Source organism: Pseudomonas sp. NY15354 (genome assembly GCF_048068075.1).
In the GTDB taxonomy this organism is placed as follows: Bacteria; Pseudomonadota; Gammaproteobacteria; order Pseudomonadales; family Pseudomonadaceae; genus Aquipseudomonas; species Aquipseudomonas guariconensis_C.
Window position 1 is genome coordinate 140,806 of the sequence record NZ_JBLUPV010000009.1, and the last position, 20,651, is coordinate 161,456.

At 64.4% G+C, this 20,651-nt stretch carries 15 protein-coding genes; 4 read left to right on the top strand and 11 right to left on the bottom strand.

Features of this window, described 5'->3' with window-relative positions:
* Positions 1-22 precede the first annotated feature (22 nt).
* From ACNFCH_RS11895 to ACNFCH_RS11915, 5 genes are all read right to left on the bottom strand, one after another.
* Positions 23-1,702 (bottom strand): MFS transporter, encoded by a 1,680-nt coding sequence (locus tag ACNFCH_RS11895; RefSeq protein WP_416742851.1) that lies wholly within the window; start codon positions 1,700-1,702, stop codon positions 23-25.
* Positions 1,703-2,037: 335 nt separating this feature from the next.
* Positions 2,038-2,670, bottom strand: coding sequence for a DUF2238 domain-containing protein (locus tag ACNFCH_RS11900; protein ID WP_337160036.1), 633 nt, complete (start codon positions 2,668-2,670; stop codon positions 2,038-2,040).
* 66 nt (positions 2,671-2,736) lie between these two features.
* Entirely contained in the window at positions 2,737-3,516 is a 780-nt protein-coding gene (locus ACNFCH_RS11905) for an alpha/beta hydrolase (RefSeq protein ID WP_337160035.1), read from the bottom strand.
* Positions 3,513-3,923 (bottom strand): VOC family protein, encoded by a 411-nt coding sequence (locus tag ACNFCH_RS11910; RefSeq protein ID WP_196165453.1) that lies wholly within the window; start codon positions 3,921-3,923, stop codon positions 3,513-3,515. The genes ACNFCH_RS11905 and ACNFCH_RS11910 overlap by 4 nt, the downstream gene beginning before the upstream one ends.
* Positions 3,924-4,009: 86 nt before the next feature.
* The gene (locus ACNFCH_RS11915; RefSeq protein WP_337160033.1) at positions 4,010-4,936 is read right to left on the bottom strand and encodes an alpha/beta hydrolase; all 927 of its coding nucleotides are present in this window, start codon (positions 4,934-4,936) and stop codon (positions 4,010-4,012) included.
* A gap of 193 nt (positions 4,937-5,129) precedes the next feature.
* On the opposite strand from ACNFCH_RS11915, the gene ACNFCH_RS11920 reads away from it, so the two are divergent.
* The gene (locus ACNFCH_RS11920) at positions 5,130-10,100 is read left to right on the top strand and encodes a dermonecrotic toxin domain-containing protein (RefSeq protein WP_416742852.1); all 4,971 of its coding nucleotides are present in this window, start codon (positions 5,130-5,132) and stop codon (positions 10,098-10,100) included.
* Here ACNFCH_RS11920 and ACNFCH_RS11925 read toward each other — a convergent pair.
* A complete protein-coding gene (locus ACNFCH_RS11925) occupies positions 10,094-12,565 on the bottom strand; it encodes a UvrD-helicase domain-containing protein (RefSeq protein WP_416742853.1) in 2,472 nt (823 codons plus the stop codon). The two genes, ACNFCH_RS11920 and ACNFCH_RS11925, sit on opposite strands and share 7 nt — an antisense overlap.
* A 220-nt stretch (positions 12,566-12,785) precedes the next feature.
* Here ACNFCH_RS11925 and ACNFCH_RS11930 point away from each other — a divergent pair, with 220 nt between their 5' ends.
* A complete protein-coding gene (locus ACNFCH_RS11930) occupies positions 12,786-13,484 on the top strand; it encodes a pirin family protein (protein ID WP_196165457.1) in 699 nt (232 codons plus the stop codon).
* Here the strand turns inward: ACNFCH_RS11930 and ACNFCH_RS11935 are convergent, their stop codons facing one another.
* The 5 genes from ACNFCH_RS11935 to ACNFCH_RS11955 form a co-directional block, all read right to left on the bottom strand.
* Entirely contained in the window at positions 13,485-14,231 is a 747-nt protein-coding gene (locus tag ACNFCH_RS11935) for a helix-turn-helix domain-containing protein (RefSeq protein ID WP_416742854.1), read from the bottom strand.
* Between the two features lie 79 nt (positions 14,232-14,310).
* Positions 14,311-15,819 (bottom strand): MDR family MFS transporter, encoded by a 1,509-nt coding sequence (locus ACNFCH_RS11940; protein ID WP_416742855.1) that lies wholly within the window; start codon positions 15,817-15,819, stop codon positions 14,311-14,313.
* A complete protein-coding gene (locus tag ACNFCH_RS11945) occupies positions 15,809-16,945 on the bottom strand; it encodes an efflux RND transporter periplasmic adaptor subunit (RefSeq protein WP_416742856.1) in 1,137 nt (378 codons plus the stop codon). Before ACNFCH_RS11945 ends, ACNFCH_RS11940 begins: the two co-directional genes overlap by 11 nt.
* A gap of 137 nt (positions 16,946-17,082) precedes the next feature.
* The gene (locus tag ACNFCH_RS11950; RefSeq protein WP_337160027.1) at positions 17,083-17,958 is read right to left on the bottom strand and encodes an alpha/beta hydrolase; all 876 of its coding nucleotides are present in this window, start codon (positions 17,956-17,958) and stop codon (positions 17,083-17,085) included.
* Positions 17,959-17,979: 21 nt separating this feature from the next.
* Complete coding sequence (locus ACNFCH_RS11955) at positions 17,980-18,600, bottom strand: LysE family translocator (RefSeq protein ID WP_337160026.1); 621 nt, start codon at positions 18,598-18,600, stop codon at positions 17,980-17,982.
* Between the two features lie 144 nt (positions 18,601-18,744).
* Here ACNFCH_RS11955 and ACNFCH_RS11960 point away from each other — a divergent pair, with 144 nt between their 5' ends.
* Together ACNFCH_RS11960 and mexE are read left to right on the top strand one after the other, a co-directional pair.
* On the top strand, positions 18,745-19,227 hold the full coding sequence (locus ACNFCH_RS11960) for a GNAT family N-acetyltransferase (RefSeq protein WP_337160025.1): 483 nt from the start codon (positions 18,745-18,747) through the stop codon (positions 19,225-19,227).
* A gap of 177 nt (positions 19,228-19,404) precedes the next feature.
* The gene (gene mexE / locus ACNFCH_RS11965) at positions 19,405-20,649 is read left to right on the top strand and encodes a multidrug efflux RND transporter periplasmic adaptor subunit MexE (RefSeq protein WP_337160024.1); all 1,245 of its coding nucleotides are present in this window, start codon (positions 19,405-19,407) and stop codon (positions 20,647-20,649) included.
* Positions 20,650-20,651: the final 2 nt, after the last annotated feature.

Here is a 20,651-nt window from a genome sequence, read left to right on the forward strand (position 1 = left end):
CGCCCCTTCGACTGCGCGCCCTTCAGGCGTGATGGATATCCCGGTCCTTGGTCTCCGGCAGGAAGAATGTGCCCAATACCGCCGTCATCACCGCAATGACGATCGGATACCACAGCCCGTAGTAGATGTCCCCGGTCGCAGCCACCATGGCGAACGCCACGGTCGGCAGGAACCCGCCGAACCAGCCATTGCCGATGTGGTACGGCAATGACATCGAGGTGTAGCGGATCCTCGCTGGGAACAGCTCCACCAGCCAGGCGGCGATCGGGCCATAGACCATGGTCACGTAGATCACCAGAAGGGTCAGCAGCAACAGCACCATCGGGTAATGGGTCTTGGCCGGGTCGGCTTTTTCAGGGTAGCCCGCCTCCTTAAGCGCGCTGCCCAGGGTGGCCGTGAAGCCCTCGCTCTGGGCCTTGAAGTCCGCCGCGGCCATCGCACCGCCCTCGAAACTTGGAATCACCCGCTCGCCGATGCGGATCTGCGCCACGCTGCCAGGCTCGGCGCGCTCGTTCTGGTAAGGGATGGCGCGCTTGGCCAGCAAGCTCTTGGCGATGTCGCAAGAACTGGTGAATTTGGCCTTGCCCACCGGGTCGAACTGGAACGCGCACTGGTCCGGGTCAGCGATCACCACCACCGGGTTCTGCTCCTGGGCGACGAACACGTCCGGGTTGCCGTACTCGGTCAAGGCTTTGAAGATCGGGAAGTACGTCAGCGCGGCGATGATGCAGCCGGCCATGACGATCTTCTTGCGGCCGATGCGGTCGGACAGGCTGCCGAACAGGATGAAGAACGGTGTGCCGATCAACAGCGAGCCTGCGATCAGCAGGTTGGCGGTCTGCGGGTCGATCTTGAGCATCTGCAGCAGGAAGAACAGCGCGTAGAACTGCCCGGTGTACCACACCACCGCCTGGCCGGCCGTGCCGCCGAGCAGTGACATGATCACCACCTTGAGGTTGTCCCAGCGGGCGAAGGACTCGGTCAGCGGCGCCTTGGAGGCCTTGCCTTCGGATTTCATCTTCATGAACACCGGCGACTCGTTGAGCTGCATGCGGATGTACACCGAGATCGCCAGCAACAGGATCGACAGCACGAACGGGATGCGCCAGCCCCAAGCCTCGAAGGCCTCCGAACCCAACAACGTGCGGCAAGCCAGGATCACCAGCAGCGAGAGAAACAGCCCCAGGGTCGCGGTGGTCTGGATCCATGAGGTGAAGAATCCACGCTTGCCCTTGGGCGCATGCTCGGCCACATAGGTAGCCGCACCGCCATATTCGCCACCCAGCGCCAGGCCCTGCAGCAGGCGCAGGGTGATGAGGATGATCGGCGCCGCCACGCCGATGCTGGCGTAGCCGGGCAGTACGCCCACCACTGCAGTGGACAGGCCCATGATGACGATGGTGATCAGGAAGGTGTACTTGCGCCCGATCATGTCGCCCAGGCGGCCGAACACGATGGCGCCGAACGGCCGCACGGCAAACCCGGCGGCAAAGGCCAGCAAGGCGAAGATGAAGGAGGTGGTCTCGTTGACCCCAGCGAAGAAGTGCTTGGCGATGATCGCCGCCAGGGAGCCGTAGAGGTAGAAGTCGTACCATTCGAACACGGTGCCGAGGGACGAGGCGAAGATGACCTTGCGCTCCTCCCGAGTGATGCCGCGTTGGGGCGCGCTACTGCCCGTGGATGTGCTGTCGATGACCGCCATGGGTTGCCTCCGTCTCGAGGTTGCAGGCCGCAGGTGCCTCCCATGCAATTCACCCGTACACCCAGGCCCTAGGACTTGCAGATTGTGCGAAGCACGACAGGCGAAGCGCCCAGGATCGCAGCAGGGTCAGTTGAAGCATAATCGCCTTTGCCAACATGGCCATGGAGCCCCGACCACAGGGCACCGGGCCGGGTCGTGCTTGCCGATGTTCCGGGGTTCGCTGCGCGCCCCTTTCGCGGCACAAGGCCGCTCCTACGCGGGTACAGCGCGATTTATGCAGGAGCTGGCCAAGCCTGCGGTGAGCTGCGCAGTAGCCCCAGCCTCTCGAAGCGATTTCAATGTCGCAGCCGGCCCGACAGGCAACTGACCAAGGCCCCGAGCAGCGCCAGGGCCATGTCCTTCTGTGCATCCCACGGGTCGCGCTGGGTAGCGACGAACGCCTGGGCAGTGTCCTTGCCCAAGTACTGGCCGCCCACCCATTCGATCAGCTCGTACAGCGCCGAGCTGGCCAACACCAGGTTCAGCGCCAGCACGGCCAGCCAGGCGCCGCGCAAGGGGGTCAGGCGCCACAGCGTTTCACGCAGGGGCCTGTAGAACAGCAGGCCGTAGCTCAGGTGCACCAAGCGGTCGTACTGGTTGCGCTGCCAACCCAGGGCCGCATCCAAAGACTGACCGCACAGCGCCTTCGCCCAACGGTCATAGGGCACCTCGGCGTAGGTGTAGTGCGCGCCGAGCTCATGGACCGCCAGCAAGAGCAGGATGGCGATAGAGGATGCGCTCGACAGTTGCAGCCAGCGCCAGCCCAGGGTCAGGGCCAACAGCAGCGCCAACGGGACGATGTTTTCCGTCCACCAGTCGGCGCGATGACTCGGCGCAAGGCCTGAGGCCACCACCAAGCCCACGGCCAATAGCAGCAGTGCCAAGGCCTGGGCTGGCGTAGCGGGTGGGGAAATCGGCGCTCGAACCACGGGCGATGCTCTTCGTTGGCCAGTTCCCTCTTAGAGCAGTGCGGCGCGGGAAAGATCGTTTGGTCGTCAGGCCAGGAACTGACCGATCGTCTCCAGCACGACCGCCGGCTGTTCACGGTGCGGAACATGCCCGCAACCTTGCAGCAGACGCAGGATGCTCGGCCCGGCGACAAGGTCGGTGATGCGCTGCGGATGCGCGGGCGAACCGAACTCATCCAGCTCGCCGTGCAGGCTCAGCACCGGGCAGCGCACGTTGGGCAGTTGCGCATCGAGGCTCCATGCGGCAAACGCCTCGGACAACCAATTGTCGACCCAGGCGCGTAACACCCAGTGGGCTTTGTCACCGTGATAGCGCGCCAGACGCTGCATCTGCCCAGGATCACGGAACTGCTGGTCCGCCGCGCGAATGCCCTCCAGGGTGAGCGCCTCGACGAATGCCTGGGCCGACTCGGTGATCAGCCCCTGGCACTGCGCAGCGTACGCCGCCGCGCAGTTCACGGCCATGCCGCCACCCACGCTGTGACCAAAGACCACGAAGTCCTCGACCCCAAGCTGGGCACATACAGCGGCGAAGCCTTCATGGGCCTCGGCCTGGACGAAGTCCGCGGTCAGTTGACCAGGGTGAGCGTCGGAGCGGCCGAAACCCAGGCGGTCATAGGCGATGACCCGACGCCCTGTCGCCTGTGCCAGTCGCTCGGGAAACTCCCGCCACAACGCCACGCAACCGAGGGAGTCGTGCAACAGAATGAACGGCGCGCCGTGGGCGGCCAGCGGTGTCCAATCCTCGGCGTACAGCTTGCCTTGCGGCGTCTGCACCCAATGCTGGCGCACCTGGGCCACGGTCACGACAGCGGTCCCTTGAGCTCCACCTGGTTGCCGTCCGGGTCGAAGCAGTACAGCGAGGGGCCTTCGCCCTCGGCGCCATAGCGCTTCTCGGCAGGCTCGACGGTCACGCCCGCCGCTTGCAGGTAGGTGGTCAGGGCCTGTTCGTCGAACGGCTCGATGCGCAGGCAGAAGTGATGAAGGTTGTTGCCCTGCCCGTTCGAGGCCGGCCCGCCTGGGCGTCCCAGAGGGCCGTCGAGGTTCACCAGGTCGATCATCGCGGTGCCCGCCGCCAGGTGGACCATTCCGAGGTCCTCACGCGTTCGGCTCAACTGACAGCCAAGCAGGTCACGGTAGAAGGCGATGCTGCGCTCCAGATCCTGGACGCGCAGGACGATGTGATCGATGTGCCGGATGACGAAAGGTGGCATGCCGCTGCTCCTTGTGGCGGACCAAAAATAGGTACGCAGGCAACATAGCCGATCCCAACGCCCGCCGACAGCCCCTCGTCTGCGGCCTACTCGTTGACCAGGCGCTGCAACTGGCCGGTATCGTGGCTGGCCAACACCCGCAGGATCTGGTCGACCAGCGCCCGGTCAGGCGCCTCCAGATGGAAATGATGGCCGCCCGGGTGCCAGCTGACCCGGGCATGCTCGGGCAAGGCGCCCTGGCGCTGCTCGAAGCCGTCACCGGCGAACGCGCCCTGGCGCCCCAGCATCAGGTACAGCGGGCAAGCGATCTGACGCAACAAATCACAGGCTTCACGCTCGGTCAGCGGCATCGGCTCGGGCAAGACCAGGCGCGGGTCGTGGCGCCAGCAGTAGCCATCGCCCACCTGCAGCAGGTCGCGCAGGGCCAGCAGGCGCGCAGCGTCCGAAGACAACGTACTGTCGAGGCGGTTGCGCCGCTGCAGCAGCGCCGACTCCAGGTCATCGAACTGACTACCTCCCGGCTCGGCGAAGCCCTGCAACCGGCTGCGACGAACCATGCGCTTGAGCCGGTAGGCCCGGGCCAAATGCTGAACACGGTCATCCGCGGCCACGGTAAAGGGCGCGCCCATGCCATCGAGAAAGACCATGCTGGCGATGCTGCTGGTGAGCGCCGCCAGCAACGAGGCGATGCCGGTGCCCATGCCATGGGCCACCACATGAAAATGCCCAAGGCCCAAGCTGTCGACAACGGCCAGCATGTCCTCGGCGTGTTCCCACAAGTAGTAGCCACTGTCATCGCGACGATGGTCCGAGCGGCCATGGCCGGCCAGGTCCGGCGCCACCACGAAGCACCCATCGAGCAGCGGCGCCAAGCGCTCGAACGAAGCGGCATTGTCCAACCAGCCGTGCAACGCCAACACAGGGATGCCGTCTTCCGGCCCCCAGCAACGCACGGCAATCTCGACGCCATCGAGGTCTAGCAGGTGATCCTTGGGACTGCACTGCGAACGCATGAACTCTCTCCCTTGGCTATGGCCTGGTACCCCCGCATCAGGCCGGTAGCCTACCTTGGCGCAGGCAGCCTACGCTCGCTGGCCCGCGACCGACGGTAACGTGTTCGACACCGACCCCTTGGGTGTTATCTCGTTATCACCCGCGCCAGGCACCGAAGCCGCTCAATGGCCGCTCTTTGCAATGGAGTTGACCATGACCACCGAGCCTTCCTTTCATCACGCGCAGATCGTTCGTTCCTTGCCGACCTGGTGCAAGGCCCTACCCGCCCGGCGCCTACCCGACGTGCTGAGCCGGCTGCGCAAGGACTACCTTCAAGCCGATGGCACAGTCCATGCTTGGTACGCCAAAGCCAGCGCCGAGGACCAACAGGCCCTGAACGCAGCTATCGATCTTCGCGACTCGAGCCGCAAGGCCCTGCAGGATGCGCTGAAGCCGCTCAAGGGCATCACTGAATTCTGCAAGCCACTGCTCGAACAACGCCTGGGCATCGATGATCCCGTCGATCAGGCGCAGTACCATTTCCAGCCGTTCAAGCAGGTCCTCGAGGTCCTGACCGAACCGACCGCCACCGTCGCCGCGCAGACAGGCCAGGCGCGCTATGAACGCGACCCCAATGGCAAGCCACGCACACTCAGCCTACTGGAGGCGGCGCTGCACAACTTCGAAAGCGCCGATGAAGCCGGCCCTTTCAGTACCTTGCAGCGCAGCAAGACCGATACAAGCCCTGTCACAGGGTCCGTGGCGGGGCTCACCGCCGCTGGGTTCGTCAAGATCTGCCGCGACCTGGACCTTGGCCAGCAGTACCAGACGCACGTTGAATCCCTCTACAAGGGGCCTGCCTCGGCCTGGATCCAGCGCCTGTCCATCCAGGCCAGTCGGGATGAATTATGCGTCCAGGCGTGGATCGCCCGCCTGCGTGATCGCGTGACCGTCGCAGGGCACGCTGCGCTGCTGCAGTTATGTGAGAGCGCCGCCAGCCCACGCTATGGAAGCCAGGCACTAAAATGCTGGCGGATCAGCCTGTTCACGACGCCACTGAACGAGGTGTTGCTGATCGGCCCGGACCAGGACGATGCGACCAATCCATGCATGGTCTACATCCCCGGCGCACCCGATGGCTCCTTGCATGAATATGCCTCGGCAAGCCAAGCCGCCAGCGACCTTGCCAAGCGCATGCAAGACACTGACCTGCTGCGCGTGATGATCGATTTGGCCCCCCACACCCTGCAGGCGGACCTGACCACCAAACTGCGTCAGGCGTTGTTCGTCGAAAAGCGTCTGTTCGGTCGCAAGGTCCGGCTGAACAAAAAGGTCCCCAGGCTCCTCTACGAGCGCGTGGCGCTGCCTGACAACCCCTGGATCACCCTGCACCACAACCACGTGCGCCGGCTCAAAAGCGATGCCGCCAGCATTGCCGTGCCCACCGCCGACGCTGAGGCCAAGTCGCGCCTGGAGCGTCTGGAACACTGGCTATCGGTGGGGCTGGACGTACTGAACGTCGCGGCGATGTTCGTTCCGCTGCTCAACCCGATCATGATGACCATCGGTGCGGCGCAAATCATGGGCAGCGTGTTCCATGGCATCGAAGCCTGGGAGGATGACGATACCGCCGAGGCCCTGGCCCAGGTGGAGTCCATCGTGGTCAACATCGCCAGCGCAGCGGCCATTGGTGCGGGGCTCAAGGCACTGAAGGCATCGGGCTTCGTCGATGCCCTGCAATCGATCCACCACGAAGGGGGCGAACGCCTGTGGCGCCCTGATCTGGCGGCCTACCAGAACCCTGTCGAGCTGCCTGGCGATTTGTCTGCAGATGCGCAAGGCCTGTATACGCTGGATGGCCAGCATTACGTCCGCATCGAAGGCCAGACCTACGCACTCGAGCAGGACGAGCACGGCGATTGGCAATTGCTGCACCCCAGCACCACCGGCGCCTATCGCCCGCGTCTGACCCATAACGGCCACGGCGCCTGGCGCCTGGCCCTGGAGCAACCACTGGACTGGAGCGACCTTCAACTGATGCGCCGCCTCGGGCATGTGACCGACGGGCTGGAAGACGCCGACCTGATCATGGCCATGGCTGCCACCGGCACCGATGCCAATGTGCTGCGCCGGGTGCACATCGATGGACAGCGGCCGCCGGCGTTGCTCATCGATGCGCTCAAGCGCCTGCGCATCGACCAGGAGACCGACGATGTGATCGCCCGCGTGCGCCATGCTCAGCCGCTTGAAGCCTACAAGCACTACGCACTGCCAGCCCTGCCCACACTGCCTGGCTGGCCCCAGGATCACGTCATCCTGGCGTTCGAAGGGCCGGAGCCGGTGGGCAAGGTCAACCGCTACGGTGCAGCGCAAGCGCCTGGAGAAGTGCAAATCAAGATCACGCGCACCGAACTGGAACAGGGTCAACTGAGCCAAACCGTCTTCTCGCAGATGACCCCGCAAGCGATCACCACGCTGCTGTCGGCCAATGGCGCCGCCACACAAGACGCCACGGCCCTCAACGATATCCTGGCCGATCATTTGGCGAACCAGCGCGCGTCGGTGTTCGACAGTCTCTACAAGGGCCGTCCAGCAGACTTGAGCCCTGCGGCCAAGGCTTTGCAAAGGCAGTTTGGCGGATTGCCCGTCGATGCTCTGGAGGCCATCCTCGACAACGCCAGCGCTGCCGAAGGAAAGCGCCTGGCAGCGGGCCATGTGCCGTTACGCATCGCCGAGGAAGCGCGGCGCCTACAGGCCCGTGCCCGGCTGGATCAGGCATTGCTGGGTCTGAATCGGACAAACCTGGCCAATGCCGATAGCCAGAAGCTGGCCAATGCCCTAGCGGTGGAACAGCCGAAAGCCAGCCCGACGCAGCGTCTTGCAGCAGCGCAAGCAGACCGGGACCTGGCGGCCCGATTGATCGGCCAGCAACCGATCAAACCCCGTTGGCGCTCTCCGATGCGCCTGAGTGATGGGCGGATGGGCTATCCGCTCAGTGGCAGGTTCCGTTTTTCTGACCTGCTCAGAAGCCGTCAAGACGCTACCCACACTCATCTGCAAAGCTTGTATCCGGGGCTCAACCGTGAGCAGATCCGCGCACTGGCCCGAGACATGGCCCGTCATGGCGATGTCGCGGGGCAGATCAGAGCGCTTCGCGTGCAACGCACGACCCTGGTTGAATCGCTGCAAAACTGGACCGATACCGGCACGGAGGATGAATACGACAACCGCCGAAGGCTCAGCCGCCTGCTCATTCATACGTGGGGCCGCGACGGTGGCAATCGCCTGCACCTGGATTACCTCGTGCTCGATACCCTGCCCTCGTTGCCCGCCACGTTCCCTCACATCACAGAGCTTTCAATGGATAGCCTGCATTTGCAGACGATTCCCGAAGACTTCCTGCAGAGTTTCCCCAACTTGCAGCGATTGGAACTGGCCAACAATCCGCAATTGGACATGCGTGCGCTGTTCCAGGCACTGCGCAGCGCGCCTGGGCTACGAGCGCTGGCGATTACCCGCACACCCATTGCCCAGCTCGACGCCGCCGCCCGTGAGGCACTGGGCGCGATGCAACGCCTGCACACGTTGCACATCTCGCATGCAGGATTGACCCTGAGCGCCGCCGACATGCAGTTGCTGGCACAGCTGCCGCTACAGATCTTGCAGCTCGATGCCAATACCATCGACCTGACGCCGAACCTGGCGGCACATTTCAGCCAGATGAGAGCGCTACGTGAACTGAGCCTTTCGAACAACCCGCTGGGGAACGCCCCACAGCTGGGAGAGCTGCACAACCTTGAAGGCCTCTACCTGGACGGTTGCCTGCTCACCCAATGGCCCACCGGGCTCACCGAGTTGATGGAGCGACAAGACTGCCGCTTGCGCGTTCTGCAACTGAGCACCAACCACATCACCGAATTCCCGACGCTCGAGCGAATCCTGCAAAGCCCCTTCGTCAACGAGCTTCGCACTGGTCGGCGCTTGATCATCTGGACATTCTTTGACAATGGCATCCCCGAGCAGACGGCTGAACGCTTGCGTGGTGCAGGCGTCAGGATCCTGGAAACCCGCGAGCTGCAACCTCAGGTACCGCAGGCAGGCTTGCCGGACGTGCCCCCTGAAGTCGCGCCGGTGCGGTGGCTGGCTACCGCCACCGACACGCAACGCCAGCTGTGGAACGATCTGTTCGAAAACGGCGCCTACCCGGACCTGCGCCAAGTCTTGGAGCGCGCCGGGCTCTCGGCACAGGCGCGAAACAACCCACAAGCCATGGCCCGGCAAATTTGGGCCCTGTTGGATACCGCGAGCCGCGATGAATACCTGCGTGATCATCTGGAGCAGATCGCCGGTCAATTCCCGCCCACCTGCGGCGATGCGGGTACTGATGGTCTCAGCACCCTCGAGGTCGAGGTCCTGGCCTACAACGAAAGTGCCGATGGCAATATTACGGGGCCACATTTGTTTGGTTTTTACAGTCGCCTGTACCGCCGTGAGCAGGTTAACGAACTGGCAATGCGTATCTATGCAAGCCGGCTTCGACGTCAGGCGGGTTACCGGGCGTGGATCAACTTGCCTGCTGCCGAGAGGGGGGCTCTTCCCGATCTTCCCCCGCTCGACCCGCTGGATGACATCAGCCTGGAGCAGTTGGGGCGAGGCCTTGTCGATGACATCGAGATACGCTTGGCCTTGCGCCAGGCAACGGCCGCTCGGCTCGAGTTTCCGGAACCCAGCTACGAGATGCTCTACCGCGCGACCGCGATGATTTCCGAGCGCACCGTGGACGACGTCGTGCATGCCGTTGAGCGGCTCGATGAAGACGCTAGCAACGACCTGCTGCGACAAGCCTGGATCGCCCGGCAACCGGGCTGGCGGCTGTTTCTCGAAAGGCGCTTCGCTGCGGACTTCGCCGCCCTGAGAGAACGCTGGCAATCGGGCCTGGACTACTTGGAGTACTGCATGGACGCCGAGTCTGAGCCGGTCGAAGCCTTGGACGAAGTCGTGATCAACGTGCTCACCTCCGTGCTACCCAAGCCGCCGCAGGATGCAGCAGGCCAGCTGCGCCGGGTCGAGTTCAACGAAGGGGTGCACCTCAATGCAATCAGCGCGCTGCTCAAAGCTCGCCAGAACGAGGTGGAAACCCTGCTGCTCGACCTGACCAAGCAACAGGACCCAAACGCTCACTGACCGCGTAGGTCTTCGAAGAACGCGTGCCGGCCAGCCACCTGGCCGGACGCGCGAGGCGCACCCGCCGACTCGCCGTTGGCGGCCTCCACGTGCCAATAGCAGTGCCTGACCGCGCGGGTCACCGCGACATAGGCCAGGCGCTGCACCTCTTCCTTCTGCGACGTGTCGAACGGCTGGGCGTCACCGGCACGCCCCAGGCCCGCCATGCGGTATGCCTGGTTCTTGTACGGCGAGCTGGTCAGATACTGGCAATCGCCGAGCATGAACACCGCATCGGCCTGCAGCCCCTTGGCGCTGTGATAGGTCAGTTGACGCAGCCGGCGCTGGTCGGGCGGCAAACTCGAATCAGCCTCATATACTGGCGATAAATGCTGCTCTATCAATGACTTATCAGAGCTTTTTCGAAACAGCATCATCACCGTTTCGCCGCGCTGGTAATGCTCCATCAAGGTCTCGGCCAGGGCCGCCTCATCGCGATCGAAGACCTTGACCGGTGACAACGGCAGCTCAGCCGCCAGGCCACTGGCCTTGGCCTTCTTGCCGGTGATCGCCGGTGCGCCTTTGACCAGGTGCTCGGCGGCATCGATGATGTGCTGCTGGCTGCGGTAGTTCTCCACCAGCATCACCCGGGTGTTGGCCGGCGAAGGAAACGCCTTGGTGAACTCCATGAAGTACTTCGGCGAGCTGCCCCGCCAACCGTAGATCGACTGCCAGTCGTCGCCCACGCACATCAGCGAGCTGTGGGCGGCGTTGCGCCCGACGTGCATGGCCGGGCCGCGTCGGCGGATCTCGGCCAGGCTCGCCCGCAGCCAACTGACGATCTGCGGCGAGACATCCTGGAACTCATCGATCATCAGGTGCGCCAGCGGGCGCAGCAGCGAGTCGGGCAGCAGGCGCAGGTTCTCCGGGTTGTTCTCGCCGAACAGGGCGAACATCCGGTTGTAGGTCATCACCGGTGGCGACTGGGCCAGCAGGTGCGCCTCCAGGGCCTTCCAGAACAACGCCAGCGCCTCGAAGAACGCCGCGTCGCTGTCATCAGGCGGGAAGCTCATGCCGGCCACCGCCGTGTTCACCTCCAGCCCCAGGTTCTCGATGAAGCTCGCGGCGGCGACGAACGCATCCAGAAGCGGCGCCGGCGCCAGCTCGCCCTTGACCTTGTACTCAAAGCCCGGACCTGCCACCGCATCACCGGCCAAGGAGGCTGCCAGGCGCCTTGCTGAAGAGTAATTATCTAGCCATATCAATGGCTTATCACAGAAAGCTTGAAACAACGTGCGCTTTACCGCCCACTCCGCCCGTACGCCGAGCTTGGCGCCGGGGCGTTGGTATTGGGCACTTTCGGACGGGTCGAAACCGAGCACCACCCAGGCATCGAGCCCTTCCAGGCGGCCATGGACATGGAAACGACTGCCGCGGATCTGCACGGTGTCGCGGCACGGTTCGATGCCCTTGATCGGCCAGGCACCTGCGGCGAACCACAGGTCCTCGATCACGTCGCACAGTTCTTCGTCACGCTGAGCAGCTAGTTGGGTCACCTGCACGCGCTTTTGCACGTCGGGATGATCGGGGTCCAGGGGCTTGAGCTGCAACGCCTCGCGGCGCAGGGCACCGATCAACTCGACGAAACGGGGGCTGGCTTGCAGCAGGTCGCGGTAGCAAAGGTTGAGCTGCTGGCGCTGAGCATCGTTCAGGCGCAGGTCGAAGGGGTTGCCCTCGGCATTGGCCTCACCACCTGCGGGCAGCTCCTGGCCCAGGGTTTCGAACGCCCTGAGCTGGCCGAAACCGGGCAGGCTGCGCACCAACGGCAGGATGCGGGAGTGGAAGGTGCGCACCAGCTCTCGGGCTTGGGTTGGCTGCAGGTCGAGTTGCCACAGGGCGAAGACCTGTACCAGGCGCTTGATGAAGTCCTTGCGTGACTCGCGGGTGAAGGTCACCACGGTCATGGCGTCCAGCTCATAGCCCAAATAGTGGCGCAGCAGCAGGATCCGCAACACCAGGGAGGTGGACTTGCCGGCTCCGGCACCGGCTACCACACAGGTAGAGGGGGTGTCACTGAAGATCAACTTCCACTGGGCGGCGCTGGGCTGGGCCGAGGCCGGCAGGCGCTGGGCCACGTCAGCCTTGAAGCGCTTTTTCAGCTCGGCGGTCAAGGGCAGACGCCAGTCATCGAACAGGTTGGCATCCTGACCCGGGGTGGCCGCCGCATCGAGGCGCAGGTCACGGATCACCAATACCTGGCGCCCTGCCTCGTAGCCTTCCACCCGACCGCGTTCATAGCCTTCACGCAGGCCATCGGCGTGGCCGCTGCGCTGGCCAGTGGCATGGCCCAGGAACCAGGAGTCGCGGTGCTGTGCCTGCAAGCGGGTCAGGCCGCGCCCCAACAGGCGGGCGACCAGGCGGCGAAACCAAGGCAGTTGGGCGGGTGGCGTCAGCTCGGCCGGAGCCGGGGGATGCTCGTGGGACACAGTCACTCCGTTGAAGATCGAATCAGCGGGCCATGTTCACCCCATCTGTTAAAAATCGCCAGCGAATGCTTTCAGATCAGGGGATTAGGCGATGAATCGCATGTAGTTGCGCACTCAAACACATCGATTAATCAGATAACAACAAGCCGATATTTACGCTTATTTTCGATCTTTGTTTGGCGCATCATGGCCCCATTCCACCCCTTCAAGGAGCACGACCATGCTGCAACTGCGACCGTTCGAAAGCCTCGGCCACGCCAACCACGGCTGGCTCGATGCCCATCATCACTTCTCGTTCGCCGAGTACTACGACCCGGCACGCATGAGCTGGGGCAATCTGCGCGTGTGGAACGACGACCTGATCGCGGCGGGCAGTGGTTTCCCACCCCACCCGCACCGCGACATGGAAATCATCACCTATGTCCGCGAAGGTGCCATCACCCACCAAGACAGCCTGGGCAACAAAGGCCGTACCGAGGCTGGGGACGTACAGGTGATGAGCGCAGGCACCGGGATCGTGCACAGTGAGTACAACCTGGAGAAGGTCGATACCCGGATCTTCCAGATCTGGATCATGCCGGAGCGGGTTGGCGAAGCCCCCGCCTGGGGCACTCGGCCCTTCCCCAAAGGCGAGCGCGGCGAAGGTTTCGTGACCCTGGCCAGTGGCCGGGACGGCGATGAGGACAGCCTGCGCATTCGCACCGACGCACGCCTGGTGGCCGCGACCTTGCGTGCCGGCGAGACCGCCGAATACCGCTTCGACGCCGGACGCAGGGGCTACCTGGTGCCGGCCAAAGGGCTGGTCGAGGTCAATGGGCTCAAGGCCAAGGCGCGTGATGGCGTGGCCATCGAGCAGGAAGAGGTGCTGCGAGTCACTGCAATCGAGGACAGCGAAATCGTCCTGGTGGATGTCGCCTGACTACCCGCCCTCGCGCCCAAAATAGGCGGACGGTGAAACCCCAAGCGTTCGGCGGAACATCGCGCTGAACGCGCTGGGGCTTTCATAACCCAGGTCCAGCGCGACCTCCAGCACCGACTGCCCCGCCGCCAGCGCATCGAGACTGGCCAACAGGCGCATGCGCCGCAGCCACTGAATCACGCTCAACCCCGTTTCCCGCTGAAAACTGCGCGTCAAGGTGCGCGGGTTGAGCCCGCAGTAGCGCGCTGCCCGGGACAGGCTCCAGTCTTGCGCCGGGGCCTCGCGCAGGGCCTCGCACAACGCCTGCAGCCCCGGATCGCGGGGGCTGGGAACATGCAAGGCCATTACTGGCAACACGCGGATCTCATCCAGGATCAACTGCATGATGCGCTCGTCACGCCCGCCCTTTGGGTGGTCCGGCGGGATGTCCATCGCGCGGATGATCAACTCGCGCAGCAACGGCGAGATCTCGATCACCTGGCAGGACTTGGGCAGATCGGGGCGTGCGCCGGGGGCGACGAACAGGGTCCGCATGCGCACGACGCCTGCGATCTTCAAATCATGCTCCACCGCCGCCGGCACCCAGACGCCGCGCCCCGGCGGCACCACCCAACTCCCCTCGCGCGAATTGACCGTGACGACGCCGCTCAAGGCGTGGATCAACTGCGCGCGGTCGTGGCAGTGCGCAGCGATGCGTTCCCCGTGGCGATAGTTTTCGGCGAGCGGGAGGATGACAGGTCGATTCATGAGCAGTTCTGGCAGTGGACACAGGCAGATAGTGGCAGCCCACGGAAAGTGGGTCGAGCGGCAAGCGCACAGCCACCCACTATCGCCCGCGCAGCAGCAATGACGCCACCGCGCACCCGAGCAGGGCCACGCACGACAGGTAGAAGGCATCCGAATACGCCATCAGGTAGGCCTGCTCACGCACGCTGTGGTCGATCAATGCCAAGGTCTGCATCACCTGCGGCGACTGCGGGTCCACCAGCGCGTCGGGCAGCCGTTGCTGCAACGCCCCGTCGAAGAGGGTCAAGTGTTCGCCGAAGCGCACGGAATGAAAGCGCTCGCGCTGCGACACCAATTGCGTCAGCAAGGCCGTGCCCAGCGCGCCGCCGAGGTTGCGCAACATGGAAATCAGCGCCGAGGCAGAGCCCGCCTGGGCCTTATCCAGCCCTTTCACCGCCAGCACCGACAAGGCCACCATGATCAAGGGCTGGCCAATGCCGCGCACCACAGTGGAGGGGATGATCACATTGCTGCCCGCTTCCACCGTCAGGTGCGCGCCCAGCCAGCATCCCAGGGCCATGATGGCAAACCCGCTGGCCACCAGCAGCTTGGCATTGAGCCAACGCATCAGCCGCGGCAGTAACGGAGCCAGTAGCAACTGCACCAGGCCATAGGCGATCAGGCTCTTGCCGATCTCGCTGGCACTGTAGCCCTGCACCAGCGACAAATAATTGGGCACCAGAAACACCAAGCCAAAGGTCGCCGCGCCGAAGACCGCCATGGCCAGGCTGGACACGCCAAAGTTGTAGCTGCCCAGCAGTCGCAGGTTGATGAACGGCCTGGCCCCCCACAGCTGGCGCTGGATGAACAACGTCAGGGCGACAACAGCCAGCACGCTGAAACCGAGGATGAATCGCGAGTCGAACCAGTCCTTGCGCCCACCCTCCTCCAGCACGATCTGCAGGGCGCCCAGCCCCACGATCATGGCGGCGATGCCCAGCCAGTCGGCCTGGCGCAAAGCGCTGCGATCCCCCGGCTGGCCTTTGATCGACCAGGCCACTGCTGCCAGCAGGGCCGCCCCTGGTGGCAGTTGCAGCAGAAAGATCCAGCGCCAGGAGTACATGTCGGTCAGCCAACCGCCGATCGAAGGGCCAGCAGCCTGCGCCACGCTGTTGGCCAGGCTGAACAGCGCCATGCCCAAGGGAATGCGGCTGGCGGGCAGCTCGGTGATGATCAGTTGCATCGACAGCGGAATGAGCACCGCGCCGGACGCCCCTTGTATCACCCGCAAGGTGATCATCATCGACAGGCTCGGGGCCAGTGCACAGCTCACCGAACTGACCAGAAACACGAACGCGCCCACCAGCATCACCCGGCGCAATGAAAACACCTGCACCAGCCAGGCGGTGAGCGGGATCATGCTGATTTCCGCCACCAGGTAGGCGGTAGAAATCCATGAGCCTTCCTCGAAGCTCGCCCCGAGCGCGCCTTCGATCTCGGGCAAGGCGGCGCTGGTGACGTGTACGTTCATGCCGGCCATGAAGCAACCGAACAGGCCACCGATCACCGCCACCCAGGCCCGTGGCGAGACGTGCGGCTCAGCGCTCACGGCTCACCTCCCGGGTATCCACCGTGGCGATCACCGACATGCCCGGCAGCAGCCTGGGGACGCCTTGAGGCTCGGGGGCCAGGTGGATACGGACGGGGAAGCGCTGGACGATCTTGGTGAAGTTGCCGGTGGCGTTGTCCGGCGGCAACAAGGCGAACACCGCACCGGAGCCCGGCGAAACGCTGTCCACCGTGCCCTGCCAGTGCTGACCGAAGGTATCGACCTCCAGCCGCACCGGTTGCCCGGGGCGCAGGTGCGCCAGTTGGGTTTCCTTGAAATTGGCCACCACGTAGGCCTGCGCGATCGGCACCACGGCCAGCAGCGGCAGGCCGGGGGTCACGTATTGCTGCTGGCGGACCTTGCGCTGACCGACCACGCCATCGAATGGCGCGCGGATCTGCGTATCGGCCAAAGCACTGCGGGCCAGGGCCAACTCAGCACGGGCCTGGTCGCGGTCGGCCTGTCGCTGCAGCAGTTCGGCCTGCAGTTGGCGCCCCTGCTGCTGCAGCACCCGCTGCCGGGCCTGCTGGCGGGCGAGTTCGGCATCGGCGGCGCGTTGCCCGGCCTGGGCCTGGACGCGCGTGGCCCGCGCCCGCTCCATGCGCTGCACACTGGTCGCCTGCCATTGAGCCAGGCGTTGGTAACGTTGCCAATCCGCCTCGGCCCGCTGTACCTCGGCCTGGCTGGCGCTGCGCTCGGCGTCGGCCCGGGCAATGACCTGGACCTGCTCTTGCTGCTCGGCGGCGAAAGCCTGCAGACGTATCGACTGCACCTGCACCGCCGCCTCGCTCACGGCTAGGCGCGCCTGGGCCTTGTGGACATGCTCTTCAAAATCTCGGGTATCCAGGCGTACCAGCAAATCACCGGCCTTGACCTGGGCATTGTCCGCGACCACCACATCGGCGACGTAGCCACTGACCCGCGCACTGATCGGGGCCCAGTCGGCACGCACGTAGGCATCGTCGGTCTGCTCCAGGAAGCGTCCATCCAGCCACCAGTAGGCGCCATAGCCGGCCAGCGCCAGGCTTGCGCAGCCGACAAGACCCAGGCGTAGCCAACGTTGACGGCGCTGGGCCTGGGTAGCGTCGAGGGCATGCTGTGGGTCTGGGGTTACCGCCTGGTTCATGCTGGGGCTCCATCGCGTAGAAGGCGCCTCAGGGTATGCAAATACGGACTGTCTTTCGCACGCGATTAGGCAGAGGATCATCGCGAAATGGACAGACGCTCGCGCGTCGCGTCGAAGCGGATGTGCCCGCGAAGCGCTCAGCGCGCCTGCAGGAACCCCACTACCTGCTCGGCCGCCGCTGCGGGGTCCTCCTGCATGAAGCAATGACCACCCGGCACCTGCTGGGCAGTCACTTGGCGGTTCAATGCCGCCAGACGCTGCACCGAGTGAGGCACGAAGGGATAGGTATGTTCGCCATAAAGAATGCGGGTGGGGGTCTGGATGCGCGCCATTTGAGTCCACATCCGCTCAGGGAACGAACTGAAGATCTCCACCTCGCGGCTGGGCCGGCATTTGAGCACCACCCCCTCGCCGCACTCACCGATGGCATGTTCCACATAGGCGTGCAGCGAGGCATCGGCCCAGCCCTTGAAAATGCCCCGTCCTTTGAGCGAGGCCAGCGCCGCTTCCCGATCCGGCCAGTGGCTGCGGCGGGTCGCGGCCTTGCGTGCCAGAGCATGACGACGGTGCAGCCCGACCAGCGCGGCGGCGCCCATCACGCCGATCATGCGCCGACTGAACAGCACCGGATCGAGCAGCACGGCGCGCTGGAACAGGTGCGGCTCGCGGGCCAGGACCAGCCCGGTCAGCACCCCGCCAAAGCTGTGTCCCACCGCAAAGCGGGGCACGTCGCCGTACTCGCCACGGCCCGCTTCGAAGGCTTCCACCGCCAGCGCGGCGCTGCGATTCCATCCACGAAAGACCCCGCCATGGTCACTGTCGCCATGCCCCTGGACATCGCTCAGCCACAGGTCGAAGTGTTCGCCCAGGTGCATCAGCAAGGGCTGGTAGGCCAGGCTGCAGAAACCGTTGCCGTGCAAAAAATGCAGCACGGGCCGCCCGCTGGCGGGCGAGCGCCAGCCACGCAAGGTGAAACCTTCGGAGCTTTCGTGGGACCAGGGAATCAACTGCATCTGCTTTTTGTACTCATCGGTTCAGGAAAACGCCGATTCTACAAACAGCAGCGGGTACAGCGAAATCACCAGCAACAAGGCCATCAGGACATTGAACAGCATCAGCCAGCGCGGGTTCTGCAGGAAGTTGCGCAAGGCACTGCCGAACATCACCCAAATCCCGACGCTGGGCAGGTTGACCAACGCAAACAAGGCGGCGATGACGATCACGTTGAGCACATAGCCTTGGGCGGGCGTATAGGTGGTGATCGCCCCCACTGCCATCACCCAGGCCTTGGGATTGACCCATTGGAACGCTGCCGCCCCCCAGAAGCCCAAGGGCTTGCGCGTGTGGTCGGCATCGCCAGCGATCGGCCCGGAGGTGGCGATCTTCCAAGCCAGGTACAACAGATAGGCGGCGCCTGTATAACGCAAGATGCTGTACAGCGGCGGCCAGGCCTTGAACAACTGGCCCAGGCCAAAGCCCACGGCCAGTACCATAACCATGAAGCCGATGCTGATGCCCAGGGCGTGAGGGATCGAGCGGCGCACACCGAAGTTCACCCCCGACGCCAGCAACATGGTGTTGTTCGGCCCCGGCGTGATCGATGAAACGAAGGCAAAGAGCACGAAGGCGGTAAGCAGATCGACAGATCCGAGCATGGCAAGGCTTCCACATGGGGTTGTTGTGTTGTCACACTAGCCGAGCACTTTTCCAAGCAACCCATACAGTTAAGATAAATTGCACCGATACACATGACTGTATCGTTTCATTCGCCTACCCTGCCCCTCAAGGATGTCCCGCCCATGAGTCTGATCATTCGCCCCGCCGTGCGCGCTGATGCTGCGCAGATCCTGGCCTTCATCACCGAGCTTGCCGATTACGAACGCGCCCGACACGAAGTCGTGGCCAGCGTCGCCGACATCGAACACAGCCTGTTCGATGAAGGCAGCACCGTCCACAGCCTGATCTGCGAGCGCGACGGTGTGGCCATTGGCTTTGCGGTGTACTTCTACAGTTACTCCACCTGGCTTGGGCGCAATGGCATCTACCTGGAAGATCTGTACATCACCCCCGAACAACGCGGCGACGGCGCCGGGCGCCAGCTGCTGCGGCACATTGCCCGGGAAGCGGTCGCCAACGGCTGCGGGCGCCTGGAATGGAGCGTACTGGACTGGAACGAGCCGGCCATTGGTTTCTATAACTCTCTCGGTGCCGAGCCGCAGGATGAATGGATCCGCTACCGGCTCGATGGCGAGCGGTTGACGCAATTTGCTGCGCAGGCCTGAAGGCCCCGGGGCCGCAATGCGGCCCCTGTCCACACCGCCTGGCTTTCATGTGTCCTGATCGATGATGCCCGGCGACATATCATTCCGCTTGATAATAACCTTCGCGTCGTTCGATTCGTTCCCCGCGCGCAAGACTCGCAGAATCCGCCCACTATCCAATCATTGGCGGAGTTCTCCATGGAACAATCACTCAAACCCTTGCGCTTTCCCCTCGCTGCCCTGGCAGTGCTGGTGATCGCCGCGTGCGGTCGTACTCCGGAGGCTGTACAGGCTCCCGCCGCGCCCAAGGTGAGCGTGGCCAAGGTGATCGAACAGCCGATCAACGAATGGGACGAGTTCACCGGTCGCCTGGAAGCGCCGGAAACCGTCGAGGTGCGCCCACGGGTCTCCGGCCAGATCGACCTGGTGGCCTTCACCGAAGGCGCCCAGGTGCAAAAGGGCGACCTGTTGTTCCAGATCGACCCGCGCCCGTTCCAGGCCGAGGTGCGCCGTCTGGAGGCACAACTGCAACAGGCCCGCGCCACGGCCCTGCGCAGCGAGAACGAAGCCCGTCGTGGTGAACGCCTGCGTGACAGCAATGCGATCTCCGCAGAACTGGCCGAGTCGCGCAGCAGCGCCGCCGCCGAGGCCCGCGCCGGGGTCGCGGCGATCCAGGCGCAACTGGACCTGGCCCGCCTGAACCTGAGCTTCACCCGGGTGACCGCACCGATCAGCGGCCGCGTCAGCCGCGCCCAGTTCACTGCCGGCAACATCGTCACCGCCGACGTCACACCGCTCACCTCGGTGGTCTCCACCGACAAGGTGTACGCCTACTTCGACGCCGACGAGCGGGTCTACCTCAAGTACACCCAACTGGCCCGTGACGGCCAGCGCGGCCAGAGCACCCCGGTGTACCTGGGCCTGACCAACGAAACCGGCAACCCGCACCTGGGCCAGATGAACTTCGTCGACAACCAGGTCAACCCCCGCACCGGCACCATCCGTGGCCGCGCCGTGTTCGACAACCGCGACGGCCAGTTCACCCCCGGCCTGTATGCCCGCCTGAAGCTGGTCGGCAGCGCCAAGTATGACGCCGTGCTGATCAACGACGAAGCCGTTGGCACCGACCTGGGCAAGAAGTTCGTGCTGGTCATGGACAAGGACAACAAGGCCGCCTACCGCGCCGTGGAACTGGGGCCCAAGCTCGAAGGCCTGCGCATCGTGCGCAGTGGTCTGAGCAAGGAAGACCGCATCGTGGTCAGGGGCCTGCAGCGCGTGCGCCCTGGCTCGCCGGTCACGCCGGAGGAAACGCCGATGGCCAGCGAAGAGACCCTCGCCACCCTGGCCCGCCAGCGCCAGGCCTTGGAAGCCAGCAACAAGGCAGCACCGGCGGTGGTCGGTGCCCGTGAGAACGTCGCCAGTGCCCAGGCACCGCGCGGTTAAGG

Excerpts from the sequence above, each read along its gene's own strand:
- ACNFCH_RS11950 (WP_337160027.1), bottom strand. The coding sequence starts at position 17,958 with ATGCAGTTGATTCCCTGGTCCCACGAAAGCTCCGAAGGTTTCACCTTG.
- ACNFCH_RS11910 (WP_196165453.1), bottom strand. The coding sequence starts at position 3,923 with ATGCCACCTTTCGTCATCCGGCACATCGATCACATCGTCCTGCGCGTC.
- ACNFCH_RS11945 (WP_416742856.1), bottom strand. The coding sequence starts at position 16,945 with ATGAACCAGGCGGTAACCCCAGACCCACAGCATGCCCTCGACGCTACC.
- ACNFCH_RS11935 (WP_416742854.1), bottom strand. The coding sequence starts at position 14,231 with ATGAATCGACCTGTCATCCTCCCGCTCGCCGAAAACTATCGCCACGGG.
- ACNFCH_RS11960 (WP_337160025.1), top strand. The coding sequence starts at position 18,745 with ATGAGTCTGATCATTCGCCCCGCCGTGCGCGCTGATGCTGCGCAGATC.
- mexE (WP_337160024.1), top strand. The coding sequence starts at position 19,405 with ATGGAACAATCACTCAAACCCTTGCGCTTTCCCCTCGCTGCCCTGGCA.
- ACNFCH_RS11915 (WP_337160033.1), bottom strand. The coding sequence starts at position 4,936 with ATGCGTTCGCAGTGCAGTCCCAAGGATCACCTGCTAGACCTCGATGGC.
- ACNFCH_RS11930 (WP_196165457.1), top strand. The coding sequence starts at position 12,786 with ATGCTGCAACTGCGACCGTTCGAAAGCCTCGGCCACGCCAACCACGGC.
- ACNFCH_RS11895 (WP_416742851.1), bottom strand. The coding sequence starts at position 1,702 with ATGGCGGTCATCGACAGCACATCCACGGGCAGTAGCGCGCCCCAACGC.
- ACNFCH_RS11955 (WP_337160026.1), bottom strand. The coding sequence starts at position 18,600 with ATGCTCGGATCTGTCGATCTGCTTACCGCCTTCGTGCTCTTTGCCTTC.
- ACNFCH_RS11920 (WP_416742852.1), top strand. The coding sequence starts at position 5,130 with ATGACCACCGAGCCTTCCTTTCATCACGCGCAGATCGTTCGTTCCTTG.